The sequence below is a fragment of the Streptomyces sp. NPDC007917 genome (assembly GCF_042959105.1).
In the GTDB taxonomy this organism is placed as follows: domain Bacteria; phylum Actinomycetota; class Actinomycetes; order Streptomycetales; family Streptomycetaceae; genus Streptomyces.
The window spans coordinates 201,027-216,235 of sequence record NZ_JBIBKK010000014.1; the positions used below are offsets into that span (position 1 = coordinate 201,027).

Sequence of the window (15,209 nt, forward strand, 5' to 3'; positions counted from 1 at the left end):
CCGGTGTCGGACGTGGCCCCGGATGCCGAGCGCGGCGGTGTGTGCGGTTGGTGAGGGCGGGCGTGTCGACGCTTGTCCGGTCACCGCTCGGATTGCCCTCGACGAGACCCGCGTCGCCGGCCGGCGCAAGCCCGGGCGCCTGGTCGGCACCCCGCAGTGCGCGCGACCACCGGGGGAGGTGAAGGGAAGAGGCAGCGTGGGCCGCGGTGGCCGCCTCGTGGGCCTACCGAGCGCCGGTCCGTCATTGAAGCTCCGCCATCTTGAAGTTGCTGGTCAGCGGGGTGGTGTGACTCCGTTTCGGGGTGCTCGTGCTGGTCGTGGGCGGCAGTGTGGTGTGGATCGTCTGGCAGGGCGGTTTTACCGATGAGTTCACCGTCCTCGAACGGTCTACCCAGCGACACGACCGTTCTCGACAGGAGTGCTATGTCCACCATCCAGCCAGTGATCTTGACTGCCGACCACGACGTCCTGCTCGGCTTCTATACGAAATTGTTCGGCGCCGAGGAGATCTTCCGGGTGCCGGAGGAAGGCCCGGTCTTCTACCTCGGTTTGCGTATCGGCGACACCGACCTCGGGCTGGTGGCCAAGGCGACCCCGGGGGACCGGGAGGCGTCGCGGATCTTGCTCAGCATCGGTGTCGACGACGTCGATGAGACGCTCGGCCGGGTAACGGCGCTGGGCGGCTCGGTCCGCGGCGGCCCCAACGACATGCCGTGGGGACAGCGCGTGGCCCACATCCAGGACCCCGACGGCAACCCGGTGAACCTCACCCAGCCGATCCCGGCTCAGTGACGCTGTTCCGGGTGCTTGTGCTGGTCGTGAGCTGCCTGCGGTAGAGATTATTTGCCGGTAGTGGCCTCGATGTTCGCCAGGACGAGCAGGGTGCGAAGCAGGTGGGTGGCGCGGGCAGGGCCGGTGCGGCATTTGGTGAGGATCCGCCAGTTCTTCAGGTGGGCGAAGCCGCGTTCGACGGGGGCGCGTCCAGCGGCGAGCACTTGGTTGGCCTCCTTCTCGGCGGGTGTGAGCTTGCGGGCGCGGGTGGCCTTGAAGCCGGTGACGACCGCGGGATCGTCCCCGCCGTCGGCCAGGGCGAGGAGGCCCAGGCCGGCCAGGGCGCCGAGGCCGGCAGCAGGCAGGTGGGCCAGGATGTGGTCGCGGCAGGCGGGATGTCGTGGGTGCGGCCGGGCCGGGCAGCCGATATCCACACCAGGTGGCCCCGCTCGTCGGTCAGGGCAATCACGTGCAGGCCGTGGCGGCGATGCCTGCCGGAGTAGTTCGGGTGGTTTGCGCGGCCGGTGCGGCGCTGGGCGGGGATGCGGGTGCGGTCGATCAGGACGACCTCCCACCTCGCCTGGCGGCCTTCTTCAAGGCGCGGTCCAGCCGCAGGGCCTTCGCGGCAAGCAGCCCGAGCAGCTCATCGCGCCGGCTCCGCACGCCGCGCGGCGATCCGCTTCAACACCTCGGAATCCATCATGCGCCGGAGTGCAGGAGCGGCCTCGTCGGCGACGGTCGAGAATCTGCAGAACCGTCCTGCAGACGGTCTACACCCCAGACTGCCGCCCACGACCAGCACGAGCACCCCGAAACGGGGTCACACCACCCCGCTGACCAGCCACTTCAAGATGGCGGAGCTTCATTGCCCCCCCAACCGTAGGCTCAGGGATCGGACCAGCGCAGGAGTTCCTCAGGGTCTTGCTCGCACAGAGAACTCTTGGAGGTGATGGGCGTGCTGGGCTCTTGGTGGGTTGTGGCAGCGGCAGGGTCCGTGGGCGAGAGCTGCCGCGGAGGGCGGGCTGCGGCGGGGGAGCGGCGAAGAGGGCTGGTGACAACGGCCGCATGCTCGGTGGCAGCCGCGCAGGTGCGGCCGGTGCCGGCCAGCCGCCACCGGCCCCCGCTGCGGGCGCGGCAAAGGAGCAGGACCATGGGGCCGCTGCAGCCGCGGTGCCGGGGATGCCACAGGCAGGCGCGTTCGCCGCACTGGCACGTCCGCAAGTGATGTGCGAAGGCTTCGGCGCGTGCGTGTTGGGCAAGGTGGGCCGCCACGCACGCGAGAGTGTCCGGAGGACCAGTGCCGGCGGGGACCGGGCCGCCGTGGTCGCACAGCGGGGTCCGCCCGTGTCCACCCCTGCGTCGTCACGGGGCGTCACAGGCGGGACTCCAGGCGGTGGGCGCGGGCGCGGAGGTGGCGGCGTTCGGGGGTGCTGGTGGTGCGGCGGGCGGCTTCGCGGTAGGAGGCCGCCGCAGCCTCGTGTTCGCCGAGGAGTTCAAGGAGGTGGGCACGGGTGGCGAGCAGCCGGTGGTGGCGGGCCATGCGGTTGTCGGCCTCCAGTGCCCTGACCAGGTCGAGTCCCGCGGCCGGGCCGTGGACCATGGCGACGGCGACCGCGCGGTTGAGGGAGACCATCGGGTTCGGCCCGAACCGTTCCAGGATCTCGTACAGCGCGAGGATCTGTGGCCAGTCGGTGGCGTCGGTGTCCTCGGCCTCGTCGTGCACGGCCGCGATGGCGGCCTGCAGTTGGTACGGGCCGATCCGGCCGCGCGGCAGGGTCCAGCTGATCAGGTCGACTCCCTCGGCGATGGCACGGCGGTCCCACCGGGTGCGGTTCTGTTCCGCCAGCGGCACTACCTCGCCGGAGGGGCCGGTGCGGGCGGGGCGGCGCGCGTCGGTGAGCAGCATCAGCGCGAGGAGGCCCGCGGTCTCGGTGTCGTCGGGGACCAGGCGGTGCAGCATCCGGGTGAGCCGGATCGCTTCGGCGGACAGTTCCGGCGCGGTCAGGCCGGTGTCGTCGGTACCGCCGGTGGTGGTGTATCCCTCGTTGAAGATCAGGTAGAGCACGTGTCGCACCTCGGCCAGCCGCTCGGTGAGATCAGCACTCTCAGGCACGGCCAGGGGGGTGCCGGACGCCTTGACGGTCTGTTTGGCGCGGCTGACGCGCTGGGCCATGGTCGCCTCAGGTACCAGGAAGGCGGCTGCGATCTGCGCGGTGGTCAGGCCGCCGACCGCGCGCAGGGTCAGCGCGATCCGGCTGGCCGGCGACAGCGCGGGGTGGCAGCACAGGAACAGCAGGGCCAGCGAGTCGTCCCGGTCCGCGTCGGGCACGGTGTCGGCGGCGTGGCCGAGCAGTTCGGCCTGGGGGGTAGCCAGGGCGAGGCTGTCCTCGCGGCGCCGGCGGGCGCTGTCGCTGCGGATTTGGTCGACCAGCTTGCGGGAGGCAACGGTGACCAGCCAGCCCCGGGGATTGTCCGGGACGCCGGCCTCGGGCCACTGCAGGGCGGCGGCCAGCAGGGCTTCCTGGACCGCGTCCTCGCACGCGTCGAAGACGCCGTAGCGGCGTACGAGCGCGCCGAGGACCTGCGGCGCCAGCTCGCGCAGCAGGTCCTCGGCGGCGTGGCGATCGTCGGTCACACGTCCGCCGCGGACTCGTGCAGGACCGGCCACAGCTCGACCGGCTCCACGTCGGCGAACGGCATGTCCGCGGCGATCGCCTGCGCCCGCTCCAGACTGTCGCAGTCCAGCAGGTAGAAGCTGGCGATGTACTCCTTGGTCTCCAGGTACGGGCCGTCGGTGACCGCCGGGACACCGGCCTGGCGGCGCACGAGCTGAGCGTTGGCCGCGTCCGCCAGGCCGTAGGCGCCGAGGAGTTCACCGCTCTCGCGGTACTTCCTGTTGAACGCCTCCTGCTTGGCGATCGCCTCCGGCCACGCCTCGGCCGGGAAGGAGTCCCACTTGGCCTGGTTGCCGTAGATCATCGCGACGTACTTCATCTCGGGTGTCCTCCCCATTTCGCACGCCCCGTTGGCGCGCTGTCACCCCTCAGTCGGAGCGGGAAACGGGTCCTCGACATCCGACGACAGCTTTCTTCGAAATCTTTTTCCGCACCGCCGTCGAGCAGCCCAAACACCGAAGCGACGCAAGTGATCAACCTACAACCCGGCTCCACGGCGGCGTTGACCCGGCGCCCTGGTGAAGAGTCGGGCTCAGTCGCGGCCGCCGTCGTCCTCGCCCAGCTCGGGCGCGTCCGGGCCGCGCAGCGGGCGCAGGGCGCCGGCGGCCGGGGCAGAAGCGGTGAAGCCGTAGCGGCCGAGCAGGTTCAGGTTGCGGTGCTTGAGCGGGGTGAGCCGGGCAATGTCCTCGTCGGGGATCTCGTTGGCTCTCGGCGCGGAGCTGGGCGACGGCGGCGTCGAGGTACCGGGCCGTCCAGAGCACGATGGCGTTGAGGACCAGGCCGAGCGCACCGACTGGTCCTCCATCCCGTCGTGGTACGCCTGGTGGATGGTGCCGCGCTTGCCGTGGCACACGTCCCGGGCGGGCTTGTGGCGAAATTCCGGCCCTGGGGATCCATGGAACCGTGGCTGGCGCTGAGAGTGATTTTGGTCGGCTGGCACATGGTCGTGGTGCCCCGTCGGGTTTCTCCGGAAGATCGTTGGTCGTGGGGGCCCGGTGGCTACCGTCCGCCGGATGCCGGTGGAGTTTTTCACTGATGAGCAGGCTGTTATCTGTATCTCTCAAGGTCGATAGGTGTACTGGCCTGGGCATTCGCATGGCTTGCAGTGTCGGCCAAGGAGGTTGTCGGTGTTGCTTGCCAAGGCCGGTCAGGCGCCCTTCTCGCGGACAGGGGTGACAATCTCGTCGACAAGCCAGCGGGCGGCCTTGTCCGGATAGGGGCGGGGCAGGGCGAGTACGACGTGCTGGATGCCGGCGGCGGCGAGTGCGCGGACGTGGGCGCGGGTTGTGGCGGGGTCGGCGTAGTCGACGATGATCTGCGCGGAGCGGGTGATCTCGGCGGGGTCGCGGCCGATCGTCGCGCAGTGTGCGTTAAGGACGCGGGCGCGCTCGGTGATCCAGTCGGTGCCGTTGTGGGGCGGGCCGGGGACGTTCCAGATGTCGGCGTGCTCGGCGATGATGCGCAGGGTGCGGTCGCCCCAGCCGCCGAGCAGCAGCGGCGGGCCGCCGGGCCGGACCGGGCCGGGGCCGTTGCGGGTGCCGCGCAGGGTGGTGAAGAGGCCGTCGTGATCGAAGACCTCCTCGGTCCACATGCGGCGCAGAATGGTGATCGTCTCGGTGAGGCGGGCCAGGCCCTCGCCGGGACTCGGGAGCGGGAGGCCGTAGGCGGCGTACTCGGCGACGGCCGGGTTGGGGCCGTCGGGCTGCCGGGTTCCGCCGACGCCCAGGCCCATGACCAGGCGCCCTTTGGAGATCACGTCCACGGTGGTGGCGATCTTTCCGAGGTGGGCGGGGGCGCGCAGCATGTTGCTGGTGACGAGCAGGCCGAGACGGAGTCGGGTGGTGCGAGCGGCCAGTGCGGCCAGCAGCGTCCAGCCCTCCAGGACTGCGCCGCCGGGCGGCCCGGCCAGCGGCATCAGGTGGTCCCACAGCCAGGCGTCGTCGAGTTCGGGCAGTTCGTCGGCCTCCTCCCAGACGCGGAGGATGTCGCCGTAGGCCAGGTGCATGGGCGTCGTCTTGACGCCGAAGCGGAGAGCGCGATGGGGTGCGTCAGTGGGCATGACCATCACCATAGATGATCGTCAGCATTGCTGACTATCAGGTCGTGGTTAAGATTTCGGGATGGCGGAGAATGACGACGACGGGGCCGCGGTCGAGGAGCTGCTCGGCACGCGGCTGGGCTACCTGCTCAAGCACGCGCAGCTGCAGCTGGCCAAGCATGCCGGGCCCGCACTGGCCCCGTTCGGGCTGGACGCGCGGGAGTTGGCGGTGCTCGCGGTGCTGGCAGCGGGCCGCCCGCTGTCGCAACTGGAGGCCGCGCGGCGGCTGGGCGTGGATCGCACGACGATGGTCGCGCTTGTCGACGCGCTGGAGGGCAAAGGGTTGGTGGAGCGGCGCCGCAGTGAGGAGGACCGCCGCCGCAACGTCGTCGAGTTGACGGAGCGGGGCGGACGGGCGCGGGCCGATGCGGAGGACGCCCGCGAGGCGGCGGAACGCGAGTTTCTCGCCCCGCTCGGCGAGAAGGACGCGGCGCGTCTGGTGAAGGCGCTGCAGGTGTTGATCAGAACTCCGGACGGGCCCTGAAAGGCCCTCATTCAACCGGAATGCCTCGGCGGAGATCGCGGAGCTGGCCGAGTGCCACGGCGAGTTGGTTGCGGAGTCGTTCGTTCTCCTCGTGCAGTTTGCGGTTGGCGTCCCGCAGAGCTCTGACCACCGTCTCGTGCGACTTCTGCACGCCCGAATACGAAGGACGCCGGACGAATGACCACCAACTCGAACACCTCGCGCCGCAAAGACCGGTCCGAGGAGACGCGGCTGTACCTCCTGCTGCTCGCCCTGGCGGTGATCCTGCTCACCGTGGCGGGCCTGGTCTACGTCACGTACCCACACCCGGCACTCGCCGATCCCCTGGGAGTCGGCGGAACGGCTGCCGCGGTCCTGGTGACCGGACTCGGATTTGCCGTCACGAGGCGGTGAAGCGCCGGCAGCCGCCGCACGCGGGCCGCCAGCTGGCGCGCGGCGAGCCCGGCCGGACTCGCCGCGCACGTGACCGCTGACGTTGGTGGTGGGGTTCGGCCGGGTGTCCGGAAGTGTCCGGTCAGGGCGTTGACCTGGGCTGGGACGGTCTCAGACGGATCCGGACGGTCCCGGACGCCTTGATCCGTTGTGCCGGGGGCCGGTGGCCCGTGAGGCTTCTCGTACCGCTCCGCAGCCGTTCGACGGCGCCCGGCGCGAGGCCTTCCTTCAGCAGTCCAGGACTGCGAAGTGAAGCCGGAACTCGAAGCTTCGGCGGGTTCGGCCGCCGGGCGCCTCACCTGCCCTTGTCTCAGGAGGAATCCCGTGAACTTCCCCTTGCGTAAGACCGGTTCCCACCGGAGGAGGACGGCTGGCTGGTGGCTGGCTCGTGCGCCCCGCCGCTGGCCGGCGTCCTTGCGGATGGCTCTGGTGGCCGTCATCGCCGCGGTCGGCTTCGCCTTGATCGGGCCGGCGGCGACGGCGTCGGCCGCGCCGCCCCCGCCGACTGCAACCTCGGACTCCTCCGATGAGCCCAGCCGCTGGAACAAGTGGCAGTGGAAGATGTACGAGGCCTGGGTCTCGGAGGCGCTGGACCCGCACGACCCGTACTACAAGTGGAAGCTGGCCCGGCAGATCGCCGCCAAGCGCGTCTTTCAGTGGATGGAGAAGGGCAAGACCAGCTTCTCGCTCAAGGACGGCGTACCGAATCTCGTGGAGGACGTGCAGGAGTTCAACCGGCGGTCGCAGGACACCCCCGACGGGCTGCGGCGGCAGGTCACCGGGGCCGGGGACAAGATCCACGATCTGAACCAGAAGGTCGACAAGGCCCAGATTCCCGCCGAGCGGGAGAAGCTCGAGAAGGACCGGGACGTAGCCCGCAGGCAGGCCAAGTACGTGAACAAGAAGTACTGGAAGGTCAAGCAGACCCGGCCGGATGGGGAAAGCGTCAAGGCGGAGATCCAGGGCCTCGACACGAAGATCAGCGACCTCAGGAACAAGATCAGCACCCTTGAGGAAGAGACGAAGAAGTCACGTCCGGACCGCCGGGAGAAGCTGCGGCAGCTGAAGACGGCCCGCGCGAACCTGGCCCAGGCCGAGGCCGACCGCCGCCGGCTCCAGGGACCGCCGGAGGACGACGGCGACAGTGGCGGGACGCGTACGACACCGCGCGACCCGAAGAAGCCCCCGACGGGACCAGCCGCCTCCGACCCGAAGGCCACCTCGACCACGCCGAAGCGAACCACGGAGGCCAAGGGGACCAAGGGCACAACCCCCGCCGGCCCCACGGCTACGCCGAAGGGGACCAAGGGCACGAACGCCACCAGCCCGACGACCCCGACCACGCCGAAGACAACCAGCAGCACAACCGCCACCAGGCCCACGGCGCCGTGGAAGGGGTGGAGTGGTCCCAAGACGCCGAAGACCGGGTACCGGGGCAGCACGGGCACCGGCCAGATGGCTGACGCCATTTCCGGGGTCATCGCGGACGGCATCAGCCAGGACTACGCAGCCCATCTGGACCGCAAGAACCAGGAGCTGCTGGAGCAGGCACGCAAGGACCCGGCTCTGGCGAAGCGGATCATCGACGACTACAACGAGATCAAGGACAACAACGAGCTCGAGGTCCTCTTCCGCGGCTTCGACACCTCCAAGGGATTCACGCAGGACGCCACCCGCCAGGTCGCTCCCGAGCTGATCAAGTCCCAAAAGGCGCTCGACACCGCGAAAGCGGTCGCGGCCAAGTCCAACGCCGACCCGCTCTACCAGCAGGCCCGTACCGAGTGCGGCGGGTACGACACCTGCGTCACCGAGCGCACCGACAAGCTGCGCAAGCAGAACGCGAAGGCGATCGCGGAGTCGACGAAGAAGGCCCAGGAGTCCAACGCCGACCCGCTCTACCAGCAGGCCCGCACCGAGTGCGGCGGGTACGACACCTGCGTCACCGAGCGCACCGACAAGCTGCGCAAGCAGAACGCGAAGGCCATCGCCGACTCGACGAAGAAGGCGAACGAGTCCAACGCCGACCCGCTCTATCAGCAGGCCCGCACCGAATGCGGCGGATACGACACTTGCGTCACCGACCGGGTCGCCAAGCTCCGCGCCCAGAAGAAGGCAACCACCACCAAGAGCGACCAGCGCCGCACCACGGACGTCCACAAGACCACGACCGCCAAGACCCGTCAGACGGACCAGCACCAAACCCGCAACGCGAGGGCGATCGCGGAGTCGACGAAGAAGGCCCAGGAGTCCAACGCCGACCCGCTCTACCAGCAGGCCCGTACCGAGTGCGGCGGGTACGACACCTGCGTGACCGACCGGGTCGCCAAGCTCCGCGCCCAGAAGAAGGCAACCACCGCCAAGACCACGACGCGCACCGAGCAGCCCAAGCCGTCCCAGAAGACGAAGAAGACGCAGACCTCGGACTACCGGGGCAAGGGGGGCGTCAGGGCCACGGCGGCCTGAGCCTGCGGATCGACGCTGCGCATGGACATCCAGGTTCCAGGCCCGAGTCCGTTGCTGGTGACCAGTCGATGGCGGGCTGAGCAGTACGGAGCTGCCCAGGCGGCCCCGCCCTCCCAAGAAGGCGTCGTACGCGCCTGGGCCGTACCAGGGTCAGGCCTCACAGCTGGGGTGATGTGGAAGTGCTGCTGTCCGTCGGGCGTGATGGTGGCTGGCCAGTCGGAGGTTCTGGGCCGGCCCAGGCGCTGCCAGGGGACGGGCCGGGTTGCGCATGGGGCTTCTTGAACAGCAGGGCCGGTCGCGATGTCAGGCAGGGGAGAGATGCTTCCCTACTGCGGGGGCGGGGATGGGCGCTCTCAGGATGCCGGGCCCTCGACCTTGCCGTGCGCCGTCCAGGTCTTGCGTACCCGTCGGCGGCCGTCGGTCTCCTCGATGAGCTGGATCGCGACAGTTGGGCTGGTTCCGTAGAGGCCGACCCATTCGGTGCACACGTCCTGGGCGGTGCCGGTGACTGCCCACTCGCCTTCGACAACGAGGCCGTTCATCTCGAACTGCAGCCGGCAGAGGTGCTTGGTCCCCACCTGCTGTTCCTCGCCTCGGCGTGCCGGCCCCATCCTGCACCTGGCGGCTTCTGGAGTCTGAGCTGCGCCTATCCAAGGAGGCTGAAGTGGACACTTCTGTGCATGAGTGACACGTTGTCGATCACGGAGGCGCGCGCCCGGTTCGGGTCGATGGTCCGCCGCGCCTCCCATGCCCGTGAGCGCATCACCATCACCGACCATGGCCAGCCCGCGGCGGTCCTGATCAACCCGCAGGAGCTGGCGGACCTCGAGGACGCGCTGGCGCTGGCGCAGTACCGGGCGCGGCAGGCGTCCGGCGAGGCCACCGGCGTGCCGCACGAGCAGGTGCGTGCCCAGCTCGGCCTCGGACACGCTTCTTGACGTACGCGATCATCTGGGACGAGGGCGCGGTGAACGCGGCCGCCGATTCCTCAAAGACGTCCCAGACGGCCTGCGGCAGCTGATGGACGCTGTCGACCTGCTTGCCGAGATGCCTCGGCCGGCGGCCAGGAACCGGAACGCGACGTCGTCGGCCAGGCGGTGCTCGATTGCCCGGGAGGAGCGGACACCGGTGGTGTAGCCGTAGATCAGCAGCCGCATCATCAGCCGCGGGTCGTAGGGAGGGCAGCCGCGCTTTTCGGTGTAGTCGGCCAGGACCGGCCCGAGGTCGAGCACCTCGTCGACCAGGTCGGCGACGAACCGGGCCAGGTGGTCCTCGTCGGGCAGCCAGTCGTCCAGCGACGGCGGCAGGAGCAGGACCTGATACGGATCGAACGCCCCAAACGTCTTGAGGACCGCCGCCGCAGGGCCCTGCGGCCGCTTCTTCCCGACCGGCCCGACCTCGAACAGCCCATCCCCATCACGCATACCGTGATCATCCCGCATGAATGGTCACGAGACGTGAGCGAGGGCGCCGGATGCCTGGTCAGGCGGTCGCCGACCGGAGCTGGTGCGGCATGTTCCAGCCCTCAGCGAGTCTCGACGGGTGAACGTTGCGGCCCCCGCCGAAGAACTCGCAGAACTTCATGATCAGCGGGTCCCAGCCGAGCGGGTCCACGTAGTGCGTCCCCGGGATGACCAAGTTTTCCTCGACATGGGCGCGAAGGACCTCGACCTCGAAGGCGGTGGCATGCGGTTCGGGACCGCCGAAAGGATGGGCCGCGACGACCCTGCATTCCAGCTGGACCGGGCATTCCGCAACCCTGGGGGCCCGGACCAGGTCCGATGCCTGCTCCGTCAGCTGCGCGGTCGAGAACTTATCCGGCTCGTATCGGTAGCCCTGCTTCTCCTTGTAGTCGGGCATGGCCGACTTTCCAGTGGTGAGCGCGATCCGGTCGACGGCATCGACCATCGCCGACGAGGGCAGATTGAGCACGCATTCGCCTTCCCGCAGCAGGTTCGCGGTGGTCTGGGCGTTGTTGCCGAGACCGAGCATGCAGGACTGGTCCAGCCACCACGCTGAGGACATCGGCGCGAGGTTCGCTGTGCCGTCCTCGTTGAGTGAGCTGATCAGCACCACGGGCGTTCCGAAGTACAGGACCTTGAGCCCGGGGACGACATGCATGCGCTGTGCCTTTCGCAGAGTGTCAGACGGACAGGTCCGCGATCAGGAACACGAACCGTCGCTGACTCTCTCGCGAGCGAGACGCCAACGCTGGCGGTAATACGACATCAAGTTTCGGGCGAGCAGAGCAGCCGCCCGATGACAGGCCCGGCGTTGATTACTGGGACACGCTCCTAGCGGTCAATGCTAGGAGCCACCGGCCTGCCCACGGCCTCCGCCGCGCAGATGAAACGGGACATGCTCGACCACCGCCTGTTCGTCCGCACCCCCGGCGACTTGCAAAAACCTGTTCTGGGCAGCCTGGCTGGCCTCGCCGCCGAAGCGACCGTGTGGGCCATGCTTCTGCAGATCGTCAGCCGCGGCGACAACCTCCTTCTTGCGGACCGGCTCCGGGACTGGCCCGAGGACCTCCGCCGCCGACTGCCCTGAGATCAGCCCGCCCACCCGATGTCACGGACCTCGATCGCATCTGCGTGCGGCATGAACTGCATCCAGCACAGCCGGCCGAACGCCTCCCGGATCTCCTCCACGGAGCCCGGGTCGCGGACGTCGGGCCCAGCCTGTGGATCCATCCGCGCGAATTCCACGAGCGCCATCACCTCCTTCCGAGCCTGGTCGTCCGGCAGCTGCGCCATGATCTCCACCGCGAGCTCCTCCACCACCACGCCGTACCGCATTCCGCACATCCCCGTGTGATCGACTCGGGTAGTAGCGCAGGAAGGAACAGCCGTGGGGCTGGAGGAAGGCACGCGTGTGCGACCGCGCTCAAAGCACCCGTCTGGCCGCTCTACCTGGGACGACGCTCCTGCCCACCCGACGGCCCGCTGCTCATCGGCGACGGAGTGGTCCGTAACCCGCTGCACCACCTGATCCACCTGCCCCTGGCCCAGGCATCGTCCCCCCGTTACCGTCTTCGTTGGCTCCGCAATGGGGCCTCCGGCCTTCGGGTCCGGCATGACTTCCCCCCCCTTGTTGTTCATGATCCGGGGGATGGTGTCACCGGGTCCGGAGGCATCGACGGACCGCTGATGAGGGGCTTGAGTACCGGTTTCACCCGAGCCGGAAGAGCTCTCCGTAACGTGGATGTGGCAGCTCGGTGCCGTGGCAAGGTCGGACGAAAGCGTGATGGAGGGGCCTGCATGTGATCGACACCGGCGACATCGACGTCTTCCTCGGCCTGGACGTCGGCAAGGGCGAACACCACGCCACCGCCGTCACCCCGGCGGGGAAGACAGCCTTCGACAAGCGACTGCCCAACACCGAGCCCAAGCTCCGCGAGCTGTTCGCGAAACTCCAGGCCAAGCACGGAATGGTGCTCGTCGTGGTCGACCAGCCGGCCTCGATCGGCGCCCTGCCACTGGCGGTCGCCCGCGACATGGGCTGTCCCGTCGCCTACCTGCCCGGCCTGACGATGCGGCGGATCGCCGACCTCTACCCGGGTGAGGCGAAGACGGACGCGAGAGACGCGTTCATCATCGCCGACGCCGCCCGGGCGATGCCGCACACGCTGCGGGCGATCGACGGCGAGGACGAGACGATCGCCGAGTTGGAGATGATCGTCGGGTTCGACGACGACCTGGCGGGTGAGGCGACCCGGGTCGCGAACCGGCTCCACGGCCTGCTGACCCAGATTCATCCATCGCTGGAACGGGTGCTGGGACCGCGGTTGCAGCACCCGGCCGTCCTCACACTGCTGGAACGGTTCGGGTCACCGGCCCAGATCCGCAAGGCCGGACGCCGGCGGCTGATCACCATGCTGCGGCCGAAGGCGCCGAGGATGGCCGAGCGGCTGGTCGAGGAGATCTTCGCCGCCCTGGACGAGCAGACCGTGACGGTCCCGGGGACTGAGGCGGCCGCGTTGATCGTCCCAAGCCTGGCCGGCTCGCTGACGGCCGTGCTTGACCAGCGGAAACTCTTGGCCGGGCGGATCGAGGAACTGCTGGAGGCCCACCCTCTTTCCCAAGTCCTGACGTCGATGCCAGGAGTCGGCGTCAGGACGGGAGCCCGCATCCTGATCGAGGTCGGCGACGGCAGCACCTTCCCGTCCGCCGGCCACCTCGCCGCCTACGCCGGACTCGCCCCGGCGACCCGGAACTCAGGTTCCTCGATCCGCAGCGAGCAGCCCTCCAGGAGAGGAAACAAGCAGCTCAAACGGGCTTTCTTCCTCTCCGCGTTCGCCGCCTTGGGCGACCCCGCTTCCCGGGCCTACTACGACAAGAAAATCGCCCAGGGCAAGCACCACACCCAAGCCCTGCTCTGCCTCGCCCGACGCAGGGCCGACGTCCTGTTCGCAATGCTCCGCGACGGAACCTTCTACGAACCACAGCCGTCTGCATCGGTCACCTGACCTGCGGGTCTGCGAGGAGAACGACTCGATCGGACTCGACATCGAAGCCGAGCACCGGATCGCCATAGTCGCCTTCCGGGTCCATCAGCACCGGCTTGCCCAGCCGCCGCCCGATCTCCCGAAGGAAGCCGCAGAACACATCTGTGACTGTGCACGATAGGTGGCCCGGATGGACACATGCGATGCACAGTTCGGGGCCCAGCGTCACCGGGTGGCCGGCGAGTGGCCCAGCGCCCCTCGCACAGGTGCCCGTAGTAGCCGTCGTCGATGTAGTGCGCCCGGTCCAGGCGCTCCAGCGCGTGCCGGAAGGAGTCCAGGTTTCCCCCGGACGCCGACCCGGTTTGCTCCCTGGCCGTACGGGCCGCAGACTGCCCCCATGGACTCCAGTCCGGAAGCAGGCATGCGGCCCATCCTGGTGACGGGTGCTGCGGGCAGCGTCGGTGCCGTCGGCAGAACCGTGGTCCAAGGGCTGCGGCGCCGGGGCTTCCGGGTGCGTGCTCTGGTGCGCCAGGATGACGACCGTGCCCAGGCGCTGCGCGCCACGGGTGCCGAAGTCGTGGTCGGAGATCTGACACATGCCTGTGACGTCGCCGACGCCCTCGACGGCTGTGGCCGGATGTATTTCGGCATGGCCGTGTCGGCCCAGTATCTGCTGGCCGCCGTGACCACAGCGGCCGTCGCGCGCGCCTACGGACGCCTGGAGGCGGTCGTCAACATGTCGCAGCTGACCGTCTCCGAGATGGACGCCACCAGCGGCTCCGACTCGCATCAGCATCGTCAGCAGTGGCTGGTCGAGCAGGTTCTCGGCTGGTCAGGCCTGCCCGTGGTCCAGGTCAGGCCCACCGTCTTCATGGAGAACCCGCTCTTCCAGACCGTGTTTGCCTCGATCGCCAAGGACGGCATGATCAGATGGCCCTTCGGCGAGGCGAGAACCTCCCCGATCGCGGCCGGTGACGTTGCCGCGGTCGTCGAGGAGATTCTGGCCGATCCGGCCGGGCGCATCGGCCGGACCTATGAGCTGACCGGTCCCCGATCACAGGACGTTGCCGCTCTGGCTGCGGACATTTCCGACGCTCTGCACCGCACGGTCGGCTACACCGACGTCCCGTTGCAGGAATGGCTCGACAATGATCTCGCGGCGCTGGGACTGCCGGCCCATGTGCTCCAGCACATCTCCACCATGGCTCGCCTGCACGTGGCCGGGCGCTATGACCGCCAGGCAGACGGCATGGAGGAGATCACCGGGCGGTCCGCCGAAGGAGTATCCGGGTTCGTCCGCAAGAACCCCGAGCTGTTCACTCGCTGATCCGAGGACGAGGCGGCGCTCACCGTGCGCAGCACGACCATCACCGTACTCACAGGAGCGGTGTACGACGCCGACGGAGAGCCTTGGCGAGGGCTACCCTGCCCGCCAACTCGAATGCACAGCGCGACAAGTCCAGTGCTCATTGGACAGATGTAGTGCTCAGTCACAACATCAAGTCGATCCTGGCCCTGCAACTCGCGCAGGTCGACGTCGAAGTCGACTTCATCGTCGGCATGAAAACGGAAGATCGCCAACACGTCGGCAATCGGCCAGACCCGCAGGTCCGGGCACTCGGCATCCGCCGGCCGGGACAGCACGGCCTCCGCCCGGGGCACCGGAAGCACCGTCTCTCCCTCGGAGTACTGGCACTTCCAGCCCTTCTCCGCGACAAGATCGAAGACCGCCTGCCAGTCCTCCACCGAGGCATCCGGGACACGCACGTCCGGCAGCGACCCCATCAAGTCCGGGTCGAAGAAGCGCTTCACGTCATCCCACAGCAGATCAGCCACCCC

17 protein-coding genes and 5 pseudogenes are annotated in these 15,209 nt (G+C 69.0%); 9 read left to right on the forward strand and 13 right to left on the reverse strand.

The window, feature by feature from the left end; translation table 11 throughout:
- The first annotated feature begins 423 nt into the window (after positions 1-423).
- On the forward strand, positions 424-792 hold the full coding sequence (locus ACFZDL_RS27580; RefSeq protein WP_353596944.1) for a VOC family protein: 369 nt from the start codon (positions 424-426) through the stop codon (positions 790-792).
- Between the two features lie 47 nt (positions 793-839).
- Here ACFZDL_RS27580 and ACFZDL_RS27585 read toward each other — a convergent pair whose 3' ends face one another.
- From ACFZDL_RS27585 to ACFZDL_RS27610, 6 genes and pseudogenes are all read right to left on the reverse strand, one after another.
- Positions 840-1,205, reverse strand: coding sequence for a transposase family protein (locus tag ACFZDL_RS27585; RefSeq protein WP_353596945.1), 366 nt, complete (start codon positions 1,203-1,205; stop codon positions 840-842).
- Between the two features lie 5 nt (positions 1,206-1,210).
- Positions 1,211-1,333, reverse strand: a pseudogene (locus ACFZDL_RS27590) (IS5/IS1182 family transposase); the annotation flags it as partial.
- Positions 1,334-2,143: 810 nt separating this feature from the next.
- Positions 2,144-3,406 (reverse strand): DUF6596 domain-containing protein, encoded by a 1,263-nt coding sequence (locus ACFZDL_RS27595; RefSeq protein WP_353596946.1) that lies wholly within the window; start codon positions 3,404-3,406, stop codon positions 2,144-2,146.
- The gene (locus ACFZDL_RS27600) at positions 3,403-3,765 is read right to left on the reverse strand and encodes a YciI family protein (RefSeq protein WP_353596947.1); all 363 of its coding nucleotides are present in this window, start codon (positions 3,763-3,765) and stop codon (positions 3,403-3,405) included. Before ACFZDL_RS27600 ends, ACFZDL_RS27595 begins: the two co-directional genes overlap by 4 nt.
- A 213-nt stretch (positions 3,766-3,978) precedes the next feature.
- Positions 3,979-4,326, reverse strand: a pseudogene (locus tag ACFZDL_RS27605) (Tn3 family transposase); the annotation flags it as partial.
- A gap of 267 nt (positions 4,327-4,593) precedes the next feature.
- Positions 4,594-5,505, reverse strand: a complete 912-nt coding sequence (locus ACFZDL_RS27610) for an LLM class flavin-dependent oxidoreductase (RefSeq protein ID WP_353596948.1) — start codon at positions 5,503-5,505, stop codon at positions 4,594-4,596.
- 61 nt (positions 5,506-5,566) lie between these two features.
- Between ACFZDL_RS27610 and ACFZDL_RS27615 the strand changes: the two genes are divergently transcribed.
- Complete coding sequence (locus tag ACFZDL_RS27615) at positions 5,567-6,028, forward strand: MarR family winged helix-turn-helix transcriptional regulator (RefSeq protein WP_353596949.1); 462 nt, start codon at positions 5,567-5,569, stop codon at positions 6,026-6,028.
- Positions 6,029-6,035: 7 nt separating this feature from the next.
- On the opposite strand, the gene ACFZDL_RS27620 is transcribed toward ACFZDL_RS27615, so the two are convergent.
- On the reverse strand, positions 6,036-6,179 hold the full coding sequence (locus ACFZDL_RS27620) for a hypothetical protein (protein ID WP_353596950.1): 144 nt from the start codon (positions 6,177-6,179) through the stop codon (positions 6,036-6,038).
- Positions 6,180-6,205: 26 nt separating this feature from the next.
- Between ACFZDL_RS27620 and ACFZDL_RS27625 the strand changes: the two genes are divergently transcribed.
- Both ACFZDL_RS27625 and ACFZDL_RS27630 read left to right on the forward strand, forming a co-directional pair.
- Complete coding sequence (locus ACFZDL_RS27625; protein ID WP_353596951.1) at positions 6,206-6,421, forward strand: hypothetical protein; 216 nt, start codon at positions 6,206-6,208, stop codon at positions 6,419-6,421.
- A 459-nt stretch (positions 6,422-6,880) separates the two neighbouring features.
- A complete protein-coding gene (locus tag ACFZDL_RS27630; RefSeq protein ID WP_391192651.1) occupies positions 6,881-8,923 on the forward strand; it encodes a hypothetical protein in 2,043 nt (680 codons plus the stop codon).
- Positions 8,924-9,276: 353 nt separating this feature from the next.
- Here ACFZDL_RS27630 and ACFZDL_RS27635 read toward each other — a convergent pair whose 3' ends face one another.
- A complete protein-coding gene (locus ACFZDL_RS27635; RefSeq protein WP_353597336.1) occupies positions 9,277-9,501 on the reverse strand; it encodes a hypothetical protein in 225 nt (74 codons plus the stop codon).
- A 102-nt stretch (positions 9,502-9,603) separates the two neighbouring features.
- On the opposite strand from ACFZDL_RS27635, the gene ACFZDL_RS27640 reads away from it, so the two are divergent.
- Positions 9,604-9,861, forward strand: coding sequence for a type II toxin-antitoxin system Phd/YefM family antitoxin (locus ACFZDL_RS27640; RefSeq protein ID WP_353597335.1), 258 nt, complete (start codon positions 9,604-9,606; stop codon positions 9,859-9,861).
- 120 nt (positions 9,862-9,981) lie between these two features.
- Here ACFZDL_RS27640 and ACFZDL_RS27645 read toward each other — a convergent pair.
- Both ACFZDL_RS27645 and ACFZDL_RS27650 read right to left on the reverse strand, forming a co-directional pair.
- Positions 9,982-10,329: pseudogene (locus ACFZDL_RS27645) on the reverse strand (transposase); the annotation flags it as partial.
- A gap of 76 nt (positions 10,330-10,405) precedes the next feature.
- Complete coding sequence (locus ACFZDL_RS27650) at positions 10,406-11,044, reverse strand: flavin reductase (RefSeq protein ID WP_391192629.1); 639 nt, start codon at positions 11,042-11,044, stop codon at positions 10,406-10,408.
- Between the two features lie 237 nt (positions 11,045-11,281).
- Here ACFZDL_RS27650 and ACFZDL_RS27655 point away from each other — a divergent pair, with 237 nt between their 5' ends.
- Positions 11,282-11,473: a hypothetical protein gene (locus ACFZDL_RS27655; protein ID WP_353596613.1), complete on the forward strand. Its 192-nt coding sequence runs from the start codon at positions 11,282-11,284 to the stop codon at positions 11,471-11,473.
- 2 nt (positions 11,474-11,475) lie between these two features.
- Here the strand turns inward: ACFZDL_RS27655 and ACFZDL_RS27660 are convergent, their stop codons facing one another.
- Positions 11,476-11,721 carry a hypothetical protein gene (locus ACFZDL_RS27660; RefSeq protein WP_353596612.1) on the reverse strand — a complete coding sequence of 82 codons (246 nt, stop codon included), beginning with the start codon at positions 11,719-11,721 and terminating at the stop codon, positions 11,476-11,478.
- A 69-nt stretch (positions 11,722-11,790) separates the two neighbouring features.
- Here ACFZDL_RS27660 and ACFZDL_RS27665 point away from each other — a divergent pair.
- Positions 11,791-11,952: pseudogene (locus tag ACFZDL_RS27665) on the forward strand (type I-E CRISPR-associated protein Cas5/CasD); the annotation flags it as partial.
- Between the two features lie 233 nt (positions 11,953-12,185).
- Positions 12,186-13,391: an IS110 family transposase gene (locus tag ACFZDL_RS27670; protein ID WP_391192657.1), complete on the forward strand. Its 1,206-nt coding sequence runs from the start codon at positions 12,186-12,188 to the stop codon at positions 13,389-13,391.
- Here ACFZDL_RS27670 and ACFZDL_RS27675 read toward each other — a convergent pair.
- Entirely contained in the window at positions 13,384-13,530 is a 147-nt protein-coding gene (locus ACFZDL_RS27675; RefSeq protein ID WP_353596617.1) for a hypothetical protein, read from the reverse strand. The two genes, ACFZDL_RS27670 and ACFZDL_RS27675, sit on opposite strands and share 8 nt — an antisense overlap.
- A gap of 237 nt (positions 13,531-13,767) precedes the next feature.
- Between ACFZDL_RS27675 and ACFZDL_RS27680 the strand changes: the two genes are divergently transcribed.
- Entirely contained in the window at positions 13,768-14,697 is a 930-nt protein-coding gene (locus ACFZDL_RS27680; protein WP_353596611.1) for an NAD(P)H-binding protein, read from the forward strand.
- A 167-nt stretch (positions 14,698-14,864) separates the two neighbouring features.
- Here ACFZDL_RS27680 and ACFZDL_RS27685 read toward each other — a convergent pair.
- A pseudogene (locus tag ACFZDL_RS27685) lies at positions 14,865-15,206 on the reverse strand (hypothetical protein); the annotation flags it as partial.
- Between the last annotated feature and the right edge of the window lie 3 nt (positions 15,207-15,209).

Excerpts from the sequence above, each read along its gene's own strand:
- ACFZDL_RS27630 (WP_391192651.1), top strand. The coding sequence starts at position 6,881 with ATGGCTCTGGTGGCCGTCATCGCCGCGGTCGGCTTCGCCTTGATCGGG.
- ACFZDL_RS27655 (WP_353596613.1), top strand. The coding sequence starts at position 11,282 with ATGCTCGACCACCGCCTGTTCGTCCGCACCCCCGGCGACTTGCAAAAA.
- ACFZDL_RS27580 (WP_353596944.1), top strand. The coding sequence starts at position 424 with ATGTCCACCATCCAGCCAGTGATCTTGACTGCCGACCACGACGTCCTG.
- ACFZDL_RS27660 (WP_353596612.1), bottom strand. The coding sequence starts at position 11,721 with ATGCGGTACGGCGTGGTGGTGGAGGAGCTCGCGGTGGAGATCATGGCG.
- ACFZDL_RS27600 (WP_353596947.1), bottom strand. The coding sequence starts at position 3,765 with ATGAAGTACGTCGCGATGATCTACGGCAACCAGGCCAAGTGGGACTCC.
- ACFZDL_RS27680 (WP_353596611.1), top strand. The coding sequence starts at position 13,768 with ATGGACTCCAGTCCGGAAGCAGGCATGCGGCCCATCCTGGTGACGGGT.
- ACFZDL_RS27625 (WP_353596951.1), top strand. The coding sequence starts at position 6,206 with ATGACCACCAACTCGAACACCTCGCGCCGCAAAGACCGGTCCGAGGAG.
- ACFZDL_RS27615 (WP_353596949.1), top strand. The coding sequence starts at position 5,567 with ATGGCGGAGAATGACGACGACGGGGCCGCGGTCGAGGAGCTGCTCGGC.
- ACFZDL_RS27610 (WP_353596948.1), bottom strand. The coding sequence starts at position 5,505 with ATGCCCACTGACGCACCCCATCGCGCTCTCCGCTTCGGCGTCAAGACG.
- ACFZDL_RS27640 (WP_353597335.1), top strand. The coding sequence starts at position 9,604 with ATGAGTGACACGTTGTCGATCACGGAGGCGCGCGCCCGGTTCGGGTCG.
- ACFZDL_RS27650 (WP_391192629.1), bottom strand. The coding sequence starts at position 11,044 with ATGCATGTCGTCCCCGGGCTCAAGGTCCTGTACTTCGGAACGCCCGTG.